Below are 14,180 nucleotides of genomic sequence, written 5' to 3'. Positions count from 1 at the left end.
TGCCTTCATGAACAACATCCAGACCCTGGCGCGCAATGCCTACGGCCGGCTGATGCTGGTCGACGCCGCGGGCCAGACCCACGACAACGTCACGCCCGTGCGGGCCCACCCGCTGAGCGCGCCCGATGAGGGCCTGTCGCTGGTCGGCACCGACGGGCATGAGATCGCCTGGATCGACCGGATCGCCGATCTGCCGCAGGTCCAGCGCGAGCTGCTCCAGGATGAACTCGCGCATCGCGAGATGACGCCGACGGTGCTGAAGCTGCTGGACGTCTCGACCTTCTCGACGCCGTCCCAATGGACCGTCGAGACGGACCGCGGCACGACCGGGTTCATCCTCAAGAGCGAGGAAGACATCCGGCGCATCGGGGAAGGGCGGCTGCTGATCGCCAGCTCCCACGGGCTGCACTTCCTGGTGCCGGACCGGTTTGCGCTGGATCGGCATTCGCGCAAGTTGCTCGAACGCTTCCTCTGACGTCTACCGAGCGCAGCCTCGGGAAGCCGGGCCGCCCCCGGCTCATACGCTCGGCAGGCTCCGCTAAATCGCCGGGGGCGGCCCGGCTTCCCGAGGCCCGATCCACCGAGCCCGACTGCGGAGGGCGGGACGCTACTTACGCATTTCTGCGAAGCTTGCCGGCGGGGAGTCCTGCCCTACAATTGACGTTTACGTAAACGTAAGACGAACAGCCCAGCGGCCGCCCGGAGAGGCGTCCGCGGAGGCGGTCGAGGAGACAAACCCATGAGCCTGCCCGGTCTGAACTTCCACCTCGGCGAGGACATCGACGCCCTGCGCGACGCAGTGCGCGAGTTCGCGCAAGCCGAGATCGCCCCCCGCGCCGCGGAGATCGATCGCAGCGACCAGTTCCCGATGGACCTGTGGCGCAAGATGGGCGACGTCGGCGTCCTGGGCATCACCGTGCCCGAGGAGTACGGCGGCGCCGCGATGGGCTACCTCGCCCACATGGTGGCGATGGAGGAGATCAGCCGCGCCAGCGCCTCGGTCGGCCTGAGCTACGGCGCCCACAGCAACCTGTGCGTCAACCAGATCAAGCGCAACGGCACCGAGGCCCAGAAGCAGAGGTACCTGCCCAAGCTGATCTCCGGCGAACACGTCGGCGCGTTGGCGATGAGCGAACCCGGCGCCGGCTCCGACGTCGTGTCGATGAAGCTCCGCGCGGAGGACAAGGGCGGCTACTACGTCCTCAACGGCAACAAGATGTGGATCACCAACGGTCCCGACGCGGACACGCTGGTCGTCTATGCCAAGACCGAGCCGGAGCTCGGCGCCCGCGGCATGACCGCTTTCCTGATCGAGAAGGGCATGAAGGGCTTCTCGATCGCGCAGAAGCTGGACAAGCTCGGCATGCGCGGCAGCCACACCGGCGAGCTGGTGTTCCAGGACGTCGAGGTCCCGGCCGAGAACGTGCTGGGTCAGGTCGGCGGCGGCACCAAGGTGCTGATGTCGGGCCTGGACTACGAACGCGCCGTGCTGGCCGCCGGTCCGATCGGCATCATGCAGGCGGTGATGGACAACGTCGTCCCCTACATCCACGACCGCAAGCAGTTCGGCCAGTCGATCGGCGAGTTCCAGCTGATCCAGGGCAAGGTCGCCGACATGTACACCGTGCTGCAGGCCGCCCGCGCGTTCTGCTACACCGTGGGCAAGAACCTGGACGCCCTCGATGGCGCCCATGTCCGCCAGGTGCGCAAGGACTGCGCGTCCGTCATCCTCTGGTGCGCCGAGAAGGCCACCTGGATGGCCGGCGAAGGCATCCAGATCTTCGGCGGCAACGGCTACATCAACGAGTACCCGCTGGGCCGCCTCTGGCGTGACGCGAAGCTCTACGAAATCGGCGCGGGCACGTCCGAGATCCGGCGCATGCTGATCGGCCGCGAGCTCTTCGCCGAGACAATGTGACCCCCCCTACCGGCTTCGCCGGCCCCCCGAGGGGGCGCACCCGATGGCCTGGCAGAGCCAGTTCCATGGGTGCCGCTTGGTTGGAAAGCCGCATTCGCTACTGTCACGCCATGTGACGCGACAATGCTGGTCATGAGTACGAACGAACTGCAAGACCTGCTGGACAACAACAAGCGCTGGGCCACCGCGACTGAAGAACAGTCGCCCGGCTTCTTCTCGCGCTTGCTGAAGCAGCAGACGCCGCAATACCTGTGGATCGGCTGCGCGGACAGCCGGGTCCCGGCCAATGAGCTGGTGGACCTGCTGCCGGGCGAGCTCTTCGTCCACCGCAACGTCGCGAACGTCGTGGTCCATTCGGACCTGAACTGCCTGTCGGTCATGCAGTTCGCCGTGGACCAGCTGAAGGTCCAGCACATCATCATCGTCGGCCACAGCAACTGCGGCGGCGTGCGCGCGGCGCTGGAGGACCTGCGGGTCGGCCTGGTGGACAACTGGCTGCGTCACGTCCAGGACGTGCGCAACCACCACCAGGAATGGCTGGACCAGGTGGCCGCCGACCAGCGCGCCAATGCGCTGTGCGAGCTCAATGTGCTGGAGCAGGCCCGCAACGCCTGCCAGACCACCGTGGTCCAGGACGCCTGGGCGCGCGGGCAGTCGGTCGCCGTGCATGGCTGGGTCTACGGCCTGCACAACGGCCTGCTGAAGGACCTGAGCATCACCGTCGGGAAGGCCGAGGACGTCGGTCCCGCCTACCGCAGCGCCCTCGAGGCATTGCACCGCCGCTACGAGGCGGCCATGGGCCGCTGAGCCCGGACGGCCTCCGCGCGGATACAACGGACACGATCGGGACGGAGCAAGACGCCATGTTCCCCCACGAGCTCAACGATCCGCGCGCGTTCGAGATCGCCCAGGCGATGCTCGCGGGCTTCGACAAGCACTACCGCCTGTTCCGCGCCGCGTCCGCGACCGCCAAGCAGCGCTTCGAGCAGGCCGACTGGCACGGCCAGCAGCGCGCGCAGCGCGAGCGCATCGAGTTCTACGACCTGCGTGTCGACGAGGCCGTCATCGAGCTGGAACAACGCTTCCGCACCAGCGAGCTGCCCAGCGAGGTCTGGCAGCAGGTCAAGCTGCACTACATCGGCCTGCTGACCAAGCACCTGCGGCCGGAGCTCGCCGAGACCTTCTTCAATTCGGTCACGACGCGCATCCTCCACCACAGCTACTTCCACAACGAGTTCATCTTCGTCCGGCCGGCGATCTCCACCGAGTTCATCGAGAACGAGGAACCGGCCGCGCAGCCGACCTACCGCTGCTACTACCCCTCGCAGGACACGCTGCGCGAGACCTTCATGCGCATCGTCTTCAACTTCCAGCTGGCGCTGGAGTTCGAGGACCTCGGCCGCGACATCGACCTGGTGCTGAAGGCCGCCGGCCAGGAGCTCGGCGCCTTCCGCTGGCGGACCAACTTCCAGGTGCAGGTGCTGTCCTCGCTGTTCTTCCGCAACAAGGGCGCCTACATCGTCGGCAAGATCATCAACGGCTTCACCGAGACGCCGTTCGCGCTGCCCATCCTGCACAAGGAGTCGGCCGACGGCACGACCGATCCCTCGGGCGAGCGTCGGCTCTACATCGACGCCGCGCTGTTCGGCGAGGACGAGCTGCAGATGCTGTTCAGCTTCGCGCGGGCCTACTTCCTCGTCGACATGGAAGTGCCCAGCGCCTACGTGCAGTTCCTGCGCTCGCTGATGCCGCGCAAGCCGCGCTCGGAGATCTACGCGACGCTCGGTTTGCAGAAGCAGGGCAAGAACCTCTTCTACCGGGACTTCCTCAACCACCTGCGCCACAGCAGCGACAAGTTCCGCATCGCGCCCGGCATCAAGGGCATGGTGATGCTGGTCTTCGACCTGCCGTCGTATCCCTTCGTCTTCAAGGTCATCAAGGACTTCTACCCGCCGCAGAAGGACACGACGCGCGAGCAGATCCAGTCCAAGTACCTGCTGGTGAAGCAGCACGACCGCGTCGGGCGCATGGCCGACACGCTGGAGTACACGCGCGTCGCCTTCCCGCGCAACCGCTTCGAGGACGAGCTGGTGGCGGAACTGAAGCACTTCTGCCCCTCGCTGCTGGAGGAGACCGGCGACGACCTGGTCCTCAAGCACCTCTACATCGAGCGCCGCATGGTGCCGCTCAACATCTACCTGCAGGAGGCGTCGCCGGCGCAGCTGGCGCATGCGGTGGTCGAGTACGGCAACGCGATCAAGGACCTGGTGGCGGCCAACATCTTCCCGGGCGACATGCTGTGGAAGAACTTCGGCGTGACGCGCCACGGCAAGGTCGTGTTCTACGACTACGACGAGATCGAATACCTGACCGACTGCAACTTCCGCAAGGTGCCCGAGGCCCGCAACGAGGAAGACGAAATGTCGGGCGAGGTCTGGTACACGGTGAACAAGCACGACGTGTTCCCCGAGACCTTCGGGCCTTTCCTGCTCGGCCATCCGGGCGTGCGCGACGTCTTCATGGCGCACCACGCCGACCTGCTCGATCCCGCGTTCTGGCAGACCCACAAGGAACGCATCCTGGCGGGGCACGTCGAGGACGTGTTCCCGTACGACCCGCACAAGCGCTTCCACGTCCGCGACGTCGCCCCGGCCCTGAGGGTGCCGGAGTCGCAGGACCGCGAGCTTCCGATCCACTGATCACCGACCGCGCCCCTCGCCTCCATCGTTGCCGGCGCATTCCCTGATTTCTTTGAAGGAGACCCCCATGTCCGATTCCATCGTCATCGTTTCCGCCGCCCGCACGCCGATCGGCGGCCTGCTGGGCGACTTCGCCGGCCTGGCCGCGTGGGAGCTGGGCGCCGTCGCCATCAAGGCGGCCGTCGAGCGCGCCGGCATCCCGACCGATTCGATCGAGGAAGCCTTCCTCGGCAACTGCCTGATGGCCGGCCAGGGCCAGGCCCCGGCGCGCCAGGCCGTGCTGAAGGCGGGCCTGCCGCAGTCGGTCGGCGCGGTGACGCTGTCCAAGATGTGCGGCGCCGGCATGCGCGCGACCATGTTCGCGCACGACACGCTGAAGGCCGAAAGCGCCGACATCCTGATCGCCGGCGGCATGGAATCCATGACCAACGCGCCGCACCTGATGTTCGCGCGCAAGGGCGTGAAGTACGGCGCCGCGCAGATGTACGACCACATGGCGCTGGACGGCCTGGAAGATGCCTACGAGCGCGGCAAGGCCATGGGCGTCTTCGCCGAGCAGTGCGTCGACAAGTACGCCTTCACGCGCGAGGCGCAGGACCAGTTCGCCATCGCGTCGACGGAGCGCTCCAAGCGCGCCAACGAGGACGGCAGCTTCGCGTGGGAGATCGCGCCGGTGACGATCGCCGGCAAGGGCGGCGACACGGTGATCTCGCGCGACGAGCAGCCCTTCAAGGCCAAGCTCGACAAGATCCCGACGCTGAAGCCGGCGTTCAAGAAGGACGGCTCGATCACGGCCGCGACCTCGTCGTCGATCTCCGACGGCGCCGCCGCGATGGTGCTGATGCGCGAGTCGACCGCCAACAAGCTGGGCGTGAAGCCGGTGGCACGCATCGTCGGCACCGCGGTGCATGCGAACGCGCCGGAGTGGTTCACGACCGCGCCGGTCGGCGCGATCCAGAAGCTGCTGGCCAAGAACCAGTGGGACGCGAAGAGCGTCGACCTGTGGGAAGTCAACGAGGCCTTCGCTGCGGTGACGATGGCCGCGATGGCCGAGTTCAAGCTGCCGCACGAGATCGTCAACGTCAACGGCGGCGCCGTGGCGCTGGGTCATCCGATCGGCGCGTCGGGTGCCCGCATCCTGGTGACGCTGCTGGGCGCGCTGAAGCATCGCGGCCTGAAGCGCGGCGTCGCGGCGCTGTGCATCGGCGGCGGTGAAGCGACCGCCGTCGGCGTCGAGCTGATCTGAGGACGGACCGGATGACGCAAGTCCTCATCATCGGCGCCTCGCGGGGCATCGGCCTCGAGCTCGTGAAGCAGCACCGCGAGCGCGGCGACACCGTCGTCGCGACGGCGCGAGACGACGCCAGCCTGGAGAAGCTGCGCGCGCTCGGCGCGACGGCGATCAAGCTCGAGGTGTCCGACGTGGTCAGCATCGCCGGCCTGGCCTGGCAGCTCGACGGCTACCAGTTCAACCGCGTCATGTACGTGGCCGGCCTCTACGGCCCGAAGACCATCGGCCTGCAGCCGCCGAGCCAGGCGGACTTCGACGCCGTCATGCACACCAACGTGCTGGGCCCGATGCGCGTGCTGCCGCAGCTGCTGGACGCGCTGGCGCCGGACGCGCGCATCGGCATCCTGTCCTCGCGGATGGGATCGCTGACGCTGCGCGCGAATTCGGCGGGCTGGGTCTACCGCGCGTCGAAGGCGGCGGTGAACTCGGTGATGAAGGACGTCGCGCTGACGCTCGACGGCCGCGCGATCTGCGTCAGCCTGCACCCGGGCTGGGTCAAGACCGACATGGGCGGGCAGGAGGCCGACATCGACGTCGCCACCAGCGCATCCAGCCTGCGCGGCGTGCTCGACGGACTGAAGCCGGGCGACAACGGCGCGTTCTTCAACTACGACGGCAGCCCGCTGCCCTGGTGACGCGCTCGTCCTCCCTCTCCCGCTTGCGGGGGAGGGCAGGGGCGAGGGCTGCGGTCGTCCGATACTCGCTGACCACAGATCAAGATTCAGGGAGAGAACGATGAAGCGGTGGGCTCGCGTGACGCTGAAGATCCTGGGCGGCTGCCTGCTGGGCGTGGTCACGCTCGCGGCGGCCTGGGCGGCGTTCAACAACCGGCTGGTCGATGACGCGCCGCGTCCGGTGCCGGAGGCGCTGCGCGTGCCGGCGCCGACGCTGCCGCCTGAGCGCAACGCGTTCTTTGCGTTGATCGGCCTGACGGCCGCGAGCGACGATCCGCACGCGGAAGGCGTCAAGCGCTGGGCCGTGATCGACGCTGGCGAGATCGATCTGCGCGAGCCACCTGCGCCGCGGCAGTGGCCCTCGACCGCGGAGCGCAGTCCGGCCACCGACGCGTGGCAATGCGACGCGCAGACACAGGATTGCGTGGCCGTCTGGACGCGCGAAGCCACGGGGTTGCGTGCGCTGATCGACGCTCACGCCGACATCGGCCGTCGCTGCGAAGGCGTGGCCCGTGCGGGCGTGACCCTCGAAGAACCGATGATCACGCCGCGCGCGGAACTCAAGACGGCCGGCGACAGTTACTCGCGTCGCGCGACCGGGCTGCAGTGGCACTCGACGGTGAATTGCCTGCGCTGGCTCGAGGTGCGCGCCGCTCTCGCGGGTGAGTCGGGCGACACCGCCGCGATGCTGGGCTTCGCCAGGCAGGCCGAGGCCTTGTCCGGCGCGATGCTCGCGGGCACGCGCACGTTGATCGGCATCGGTGTCTCCGGCGCGATGGCGCGGATCCACTGGCGCGTCATCACCGATCTGGCCGCACGTCATCCAAAGGCAGGCTCCGATCTGCACGCGGTGCTGCGGCCGCTTCCGGCGCAGGCGCTCGACGCGTCCATCTGGATCCGGAGCGAGTCCCAGTTCGGTCGGGAGTCCATCCGTGAGATCGCCTGCATCGACGAGGGCGTGAATCCCCATGCCGCGCCGTCGACCACGACCTTGCGCTGCGAGCCCCAGTTCTGGACGATGCCCCACGCGACGCAGCACCTGATGGATGCGCAGTGGGAAGAAGCGCGGCGGAAAGCCGGTGAAGGCCCGCTGACGCTGCTTGACTGGCAGCCGGATCTGGCCTCGCAGTGGGTGCTCGGCGTGCCGTGGCGCAACTCGATCGGCGGGATGCTGGTCTCGGTCAGCGCGTCGAGCTATCCGCACTACGCCCGCAAGCAGGCCTCCCTGATGCTGCTGAACGAAGCCGCCCGCCTCGCGCTGTCGGCTGGAGCTGTCGAACCCGCGAAGCGCCCCGCCTGGCTGGCCCGGCAACCCATGGACGCCCGCCTGCGCGAGCGCCTCGCCGTCGACGGCGACCACATCGTCGCGCGCCCCTGGTCGACGGTGTCGAACCAGGACACGCTCCGCTACCGCATTCCCCCCGGCGCCACGAGCGCCGCCACCGTCACGGGATCCACCCCCGATCCCTCTCCGACCAAGAGCTGACCATGCTGCTTTCCGAAGACCACCGCGCCGTGCAGGACGCCGTCCGCGCCTACGTGCAAGACCAGATCGCACCGAAGGCGGCCGCGTGGGACAAGTCCCACCAATTCCCCGCCGAGGAGCTCAAGGGCCTGGCCGCGCTGGGCTGCTACGGCGTGGCCGTGCCGACCGAGTACGACGGCGCGGGCCTGGACTACCTGGCGCTGGCGATCATCCTGGAAGAGATCGGCGCCGGGGACGGCGCGACCTCCACCGTGGTGAGCGTCAACAACTGCCCGGTGTGCAGCATCCTGATGGCCTTCGGCAACGAGGACCAGAAGCAGCGCTTCCTCAAGCCGCTGGCGCGCGGCGACATGCTGGGCGCGTTCTGCCTGACCGAGCCGCATGTGGGCTCCGAGGCCGGCGGCCTGAAGACGACCGCCGTGCTGGATGGCGGCGAGTACGTCCTCAACGGCGTCAAGCAGTTCATCACCAGCGGCAAGAACGGCGACGTCGCCATCGTGATGGCGGTGACCGACAAGGCCGCGGGGAAGAAGGGCATCTCGGCCTTCCTCGTTCCCACGAACACGCCCGGCTACATCGTGGCGCGCATCGAGGACAAGATGGGCCAGCACGCCAGCGACACGGCGCAGATCCTGTTCGAGAACTGCCGCGTGCCCGCCGCCAACCGGATCGGCGAGGAAGGGCAGGGGCTGAAGATCGCGCTGTCGGGGCTGGAAGGCGGCCGCATCGGCATCGCGTCGCAGTCGGTGGGCATGGCGCGCGCGGCCTTCGAGGCGGCGCTGCGCTACAGCAAGGAGCGCGTCGCCTTCGGCGTGCCGATCTTCGAGCACCAGGCCATGCAGCACAAGCTCGCCGACATGGCCACGCAGATCGAGGCCGCGCGCCAGCTGATCTGGCACGCCGCCGCGCTGAAGGACGCTGGCCAGCCCTGCCTGAAGGAGGCCGCGATGGCCAAGCTCTTCGCCAGCGAGATGGCGGAACGCGTCTGCTCCGCCGCGATCCAGGTCCACGGTGGCTACGGCTACGTCAGCGACTTCCCGGTCGAGCGCATCTACCGCGACGTCCGCGTGACGCAGATCTACGAAGGCACGTCCGAGGTGCAGAAGATCCTGATCGGACGCGCGCTCGGCTGAGCCGGCCGGCGAGCCGGCCCGCGCTCGCGCCCTCGTCGTGCGTGCGGCGCCGCGCGCCGGCTCACTCGCTTTCCTGGACCACCCGCGCGTTCAGCGCCTGCACCGGCCGCGCATTCCGGCCGACCAACTGGCGGAACGCGGCGATCTGGCGCGACGACAGCGTCACCGGTTCCTTCAGCACCATCCAGCGCACACCCTCCGAACAGGGCGGCGTGGTCAGCGAGCCGGCGAAGTCGTAGTAACCCAGCGACTTCGGCAGCAGGGCGCCCAGGTCCAGCGACCACTCATCCACGGTGATCTTCTCGCCCACGCGCGGCAGGTGCTGGAACACCGAGTCCCACGCCGCATTCGAGCGTCCCGCGCGGATCAGCACCGCCACCACGCCGAGTTCGCCCGCCGCGTTCCTGTGCACGAAGTGCGCCACCATCGGCAGGGACTTGCCCTGGATGTGCTCCTCGCTCGGCGTGTGGAAGTGGAACTGCAGCAGTTCGTAGCTCTGCCCGCCGACCTCCAGCGTGTTGCCGGCCGGCAGGTTCACCTGCACCGTGTGGCCGTTGTTCCAGATCGTCGGCGCGGCGTTGCCGTAATGGAAGGCGAGGGCGGGCAGCGCCGCCTTCACCGTCTTGACGATGTTGATCGGACTCTGCTCATGGCCCGAGGCGCAGGCGGCGAATGACGGATCGATTTCGCCCCAATGCGCGGCGCCCTTGTCGCCGGTGTATTCCCAGTGCGACGCCGCGGCGGCGGGCAAGGTGGACGACAGGAGACCGGCCGACAGGGCGGCGAGCAGGACGCGGGTGTGTAGGGACATGAGGACTCTCGGGGCAGGGCTGGAACGGCAGCACTCAGTGGAAAAGTTGCCAGCGTAGCGTTCGACCTGTGAGCAAAACGTTATGAAAGCGTTGAATGTGGCGACTTGCCTGCGAACGCGTGTGCATATCGCCGAACTTCTTGGAGGGGGGCGGTTTCGTCCGCAGGGATCTTGGCGTTTTCCCGATCCCCCTTCGGACTGGCTTGCCTGGGAGCGACGGGGGACGTAGATTCCGGCGCGCTGGCGACAAGACCTGACCCTCGACGAGGGCATCGGGCGCCGCCTTCGATCAGGGAGAGATTCATGTTGTCGACGATGCGGCGGCGCCTGCCCGCCCTGGGAAACCTGTGCGCGCCAATCGTGGCGCTGATGGTCTCGGTGATGCTGTCCGGCTGCGGCGGCGCAGTCGAGAAAGCGATCGGGAACCTGCTGGACGAGACCAAGGTCCCGTATTCGCTCAGCCAGAACACGGCCGATTGCAAGCCCGCGGAGCCGGGCGCCTCGTGCCCGGACGTCAAGATCTATGCCTCCAAGCGGCATGACGGGATCAACACGGTCCGACCGCTCTGGAACGAGGTGCCGGACAACAACGCGACGCTCCGTGTCGTGGACCATGTGTACCGCGACGTGCTGCCCAGCGGCGACGTGCAGCTCAGCGTCGGTTTCGTGACGCAGCTGCAGCCGGGCGTCTACACCGGCACGATCGAGATCAACGTCGTGCTCTTCGAGATCCTCACCAACTACGTGCCGAACAAGGTGCGTTACCGGCTGGAGATCGGCACCGGCGGCGCCCCCACGCTGACGACGCTGCCGGCGGCGATCCCGGGCCAGTCGGACTGGGCCGGCTACGGCGGGACCTCGGCCCGCACGGGCTATGCGCCGCTGACGCTCGATCCGGCGAAGTTCAGCGCGCGCTGGGCACGGTGGTTGTACGGCGGGACGATCCCGGGCGAGGCGCTGGGCCTGGGACAGGGTCGCATTGCGGTGCCCACGCTGCGGGCCGACAGCGCGGCCACGACGAACGCGTCCGTGATCGGCCTGCAGGACGGCAAGGACCTGTGGTCGGCGACGCTGCCGATGGCGCCGACGCAGGCGATGGTCGCGGGCGACCGGCTGTTCTGGAGCACGCGGCGCAGCCGGGTGATGATGACGTCGACCACCAGCGGCGATCTCCTGGGCGATCACACCAGCCAGGCCTACGCCACGATCGATCCGGGCTGGACGGTGGCGGGCGATCGCCTGCTGCTGCCGGTCGATCCCGAGGTCAACCACGTGACCGCGTTCAACACGGCGGACCTGAGCCAGGTCTGGAGCACGGTGCTCTCCGACCGGGTGGCCAACGTCAACTACATCGGATGGGGACCGACGGTCGACGCGACGGCGGGCCTCGTGTACATCAATGCGGGCGGCATCTACCGCGTGCTCCGGCTGAGCGACGGCGGCATCCTCGCCGAGCAGCCCGTCCCCACGCGCGAAGACCAGAAGTTCACCCAGTTCGCCACCTTCCAGGCGCCGGTGCTGCCTGACGACGGCGTGAGCGCCGTGCTGCTGAGCCATCGCGAGATGGCACCGGGCGAGGTCGTCGACAACCATCTGACCGTGGTGGACCGCGCCACCGGCGCGCAGCGCTGGGATGTCGCCGGCCAGTTCATGGATCACCCGGTGACGGCACACGGCATCGTCTATGCGTCCAACCAGCAGACGAAGGCGGTGGAGGCCCGCCAGCTGAGCGACGGCGCCCTGCTGTGGTCCTGGCCGATGGAATCGACGGACGGCTACTGGCAGCGCCAGATGGTGCTGACCGACAGTCATCTGTTCGTGTCCACCGACAAGCAGACGCTGGCGCTGGACCTCGCGACGCGTCAGGTGGCCTGGCGCACGCCGAACGGAGGCTGGCTCGGCCTGACCCGCGAGGGGGTGCTGGTGGTGCTGGCGCAGTCCGCCAGCGCGCAGCCGCTGACGACCTTGAAGACCTTCAACCTGCGCTGAGCGCCTTGTAGACTCGCGCCCGCCGGGGGCGCGCGTCGCGCCTCCCTCCGCGTTGGGAGGCGTGGTGCTCATGATGTCCAGGAAGATTGCGGCCCGCCTGCGAGCGGGCCTTCGCGTGGCCGCCCTGCTGACGCTGACGGTGGCGTGCTCATCGACGGTCATGGCGGTCATGGCCGCCGGGGAGCCGGCGCCGAGCAGCGCCGCCACGACCGCAGCGTCCGCTGCGGTCGTGGCGGCACCGCCGCGCCTGCCGCTGGAAGCCTTCGGCGTGCCGATGCTGTCGGGACTCTCGCTGTCGCCGGACGGCCGGCAGGTGGTGGCCCTGATCAACCACGGCGACGGCACCGCGCTGACGCGGATCGAGGTGGCCGGCGGCGCGTCCAAGGTGCTGGCCGCGACCGACAACAAGACCTTCCGCTTCAACTGGGCCCGCTGGGTCGGCCAGGACCACGTGCTGGCCAGCGTGCGCTTCGCCGCGCAGCGCGACCTCGTCGAGACGACGGAGTCGCGGCTGGTGTCGATCCGCACGGACGGCTCCAAGGTCTTCAACCTGACCAAGGCCGAGCCCCAGTCGGGCAGCATGACCGGCGCGGTGAAGACCTCGCAGTTCCAGGATCGCGTGATCGACTGGATGCCCGCCGACGGGAAACACGTGCTGCTGGAAATGCCGCCGCCGGGGACGCTGTCGGCGGCGGTCTTCCAGGTGGATGTCGCCACGGGCGCGCGCACGTTGGTGCAGGGCCCCGAGCGCGACGTGAGGACGTGGATCGCGGACGCGCGGCACCGCGTGCGCGTGGGCATCCGCGAGGACGCCGGCCTCTACGAGATCATCGCCCGCGCGCCGTCCGGCGGGACTGGCGCACGCTGTGGCGCTTCACGCGGGACGAGCCGGCCGTGTGGCCGCTCGGCTTCGGCCTCGATGAGCAGGAGCTCTTCGTGTTGGCCGAGCACCAGGGCCGGGACGCGGTCTTCGCGGTCCGGCTGGACCAGCCGGACCTGCCGCGCCGGCTGCTACTGTCGGACGCGAAGTACGACATCGTCGGCCAGCTGATCCATTCGCCCAGGACCGGCGAGGCCCTGGGCCTGCGCAACGCCGGCAACGACGACGGCGACGTCTCCCGGGCGGAGCTCTGGTCGGACGAGTGGCGCAAGCAGGTGCAGGCGATCGATCTGGCGCTGCCGAAGCGCGTCAACCGGCTGCTGGAGATCAGCGCCGACGAGCAGCGCTACCTGCTCTACAGCAGCGGCAATGGCATGCCGGGGCAGTACTACCTCGGCGACCGCGGCACCGGGCGGCTGTCGCTGCTCGGCGAGACCTATCCGGACCTGCCGGAGGAAGCGCTCGCCGGCAAGCGCGCGGCGCACATCCGGGCGCGCGACGGGCTGGAGATGGACGCCTTCCTGACCCTGCCCAAGGGCCACGCCGGCGGACCGCTGCCGCTGATCCTGATGCCGCACGGCGGTCCGCAGGGGCGCGACGATGTCGACTTCGACACCTGGACCGAGTTCCTGGCCAACCGGCGCTACGCGGTGCTGCAGGTCAATTTCCGCGGCTCGGACGGGCAGGGGCGCGCATTCGCGATGGCCGGCCTGCGCCGCTGGGGACTGGAGATGCAGGACGACCTGACCGACGCCGTCGAGTGGGCGGTGGAACAGGGCGTGGCCGACCCGGCGCGGGTCTGCATCGTGGGCGGCAGCTACGGCGGTTATGCGGCGCTGATGGGACTGGTGAAGACGCCGTCGCTGTATCGCTGCGGCGTGAGCTTCGCGGGCGTCGCGGACCTGCAGGACCTGATCGCCTACGAGTCGCGTTATGCGGGCGGACAGCAGGCGGTGGAACGGCAGATTGGCCGCTACTGGGGGGACCGCGCGCAGTTGCGGGCCACGTCGCCCGCGCTGCAGGCCGATCGCATCCAGGCGCCGGTGCTGCTGGTCCACGGCACGGACGACCGGGTGGTGCCGGTGTCGCAGAGCGAGGACATGGCCAAGGCGCTGCGCCGCGCCGGGAAGAGGGTCCGCTACATCGAGCAGGATGGCGGCGATCACTCCCTGAGCCGCAACAGCCATCGCCTCGAGTTCTTCATGGCGCTGGAGGCGTTCCTGGAGGAGAACCTGAAGCCGGGCAAGGCGCCTGGGAATGCGTCGGGTTCCGAAGCGGCGACCTCACGCTGACGATCAC

General features: G+C 68.7%; 12 protein-coding genes. 11 read left to right on the top strand and 1 reads right to left on the bottom strand.

Annotated elements, in window-relative coordinates; genetic code table 11:
- The first annotated feature begins 7 nt into the window (after positions 1-7).
- The 8 genes from ACFJIX_RS02950 to ACFJIX_RS02915 all read left to right on the top strand — a co-directional run bounded on the left by ACFJIX_RS02950 (position 8) and on the right by ACFJIX_RS02915 (position 9,201).
- Entirely contained in the window at positions 8-475 is a 468-nt protein-coding gene (locus tag ACFJIX_RS02950; protein WP_377157641.1) for a DUF1854 domain-containing protein, read from the top strand.
- A 264-nt stretch (positions 476-739) separates the two neighbouring features.
- Positions 740-1,918 carry an isovaleryl-CoA dehydrogenase gene (locus ACFJIX_RS02945; protein ID WP_377157640.1) on the top strand — a complete coding sequence of 393 codons (1,179 nt, stop codon included), beginning with the start codon at positions 740-742 and terminating at the stop codon, positions 1,916-1,918.
- A gap of 132 nt (positions 1,919-2,050) precedes the next feature.
- Entirely contained in the window at positions 2,051-2,725 is a 675-nt protein-coding gene (gene can, locus ACFJIX_RS02940; RefSeq protein WP_377157639.1) for a carbonate dehydratase, read from the top strand.
- Positions 2,726-2,781: 56 nt separating this feature from the next.
- Entirely contained in the window at positions 2,782-4,617 is a 1,836-nt protein-coding gene (aceK, locus tag ACFJIX_RS02935) for a bifunctional isocitrate dehydrogenase kinase/phosphatase (RefSeq protein ID WP_377157638.1), read from the top strand.
- A gap of 67 nt (positions 4,618-4,684) precedes the next feature.
- Positions 4,685-5,863: an acetyl-CoA C-acyltransferase gene (locus ACFJIX_RS02930; protein WP_377157637.1), complete on the top strand. Its 1,179-nt coding sequence runs from the start codon at positions 4,685-4,687 to the stop codon at positions 5,861-5,863.
- Between the two features lie 11 nt (positions 5,864-5,874).
- Positions 5,875-6,543: an SDR family oxidoreductase gene (locus tag ACFJIX_RS02925; RefSeq protein WP_377157635.1), complete on the top strand. Its 669-nt coding sequence runs from the start codon at positions 5,875-5,877 to the stop codon at positions 6,541-6,543.
- A 100-nt stretch (positions 6,544-6,643) separates the two neighbouring features.
- On the top strand, positions 6,644-8,068 hold the full coding sequence (locus ACFJIX_RS02920) for a hypothetical protein (protein WP_377157634.1): 1,425 nt from the start codon (positions 6,644-6,646) through the stop codon (positions 8,066-8,068).
- Positions 8,069-8,070: 2 nt separating this feature from the next.
- Complete coding sequence (locus ACFJIX_RS02915) at positions 8,071-9,201, top strand: acyl-CoA dehydrogenase family protein (RefSeq protein WP_377157633.1); 1,131 nt, start codon at positions 8,071-8,073, stop codon at positions 9,199-9,201.
- A gap of 61 nt (positions 9,202-9,262) precedes the next feature.
- On the opposite strand, the gene ACFJIX_RS02910 is transcribed toward ACFJIX_RS02915, so the two are convergent.
- Positions 9,263-10,012, bottom strand: a complete 750-nt coding sequence (locus ACFJIX_RS02910; RefSeq protein WP_377157632.1) for a carbonic anhydrase — start codon at positions 10,010-10,012, stop codon at positions 9,263-9,265.
- 303 nt (positions 10,013-10,315) lie between these two features.
- Here ACFJIX_RS02910 and ACFJIX_RS02905 point away from each other — a divergent pair, with 303 nt between their 5' ends.
- From ACFJIX_RS02905 to ACFJIX_RS02895, 3 genes are all read left to right on the top strand, one after another.
- Positions 10,316-12,001: a PQQ-binding-like beta-propeller repeat protein gene (locus ACFJIX_RS02905; protein ID WP_377157631.1), complete on the top strand. Its 1,686-nt coding sequence runs from the start codon at positions 10,316-10,318 to the stop codon at positions 11,999-12,001.
- 70 nt (positions 12,002-12,071) lie between these two features.
- On the top strand, positions 12,072-13,052 hold the full coding sequence (locus ACFJIX_RS02900) for a hypothetical protein (protein WP_377157629.1): 981 nt from the start codon (positions 12,072-12,074) through the stop codon (positions 13,050-13,052).
- Between the two features lie 203 nt (positions 13,053-13,255).
- On the top strand, positions 13,256-14,173 hold the full coding sequence (locus tag ACFJIX_RS02895) for an alpha/beta hydrolase family protein (RefSeq protein WP_377161574.1): 918 nt from the start codon (positions 13,256-13,258) through the stop codon (positions 14,171-14,173).
- The last annotated feature ends 7 nt before the right edge of the window (positions 14,174-14,180 follow it).

Origin of the sequence: Roseateles sp. UC29_93 (genome assembly GCF_042695725.1) — a bacterium.
In the GTDB taxonomy this organism is placed as follows: domain Bacteria; phylum Pseudomonadota; class Gammaproteobacteria; order Burkholderiales; family Burkholderiaceae_C; genus Roseateles; species Roseateles noduli_A.
Note: the sequence above shows the minus strand (reverse complement) of the source record. Positions and strands in the feature narration are given on the sequence as shown.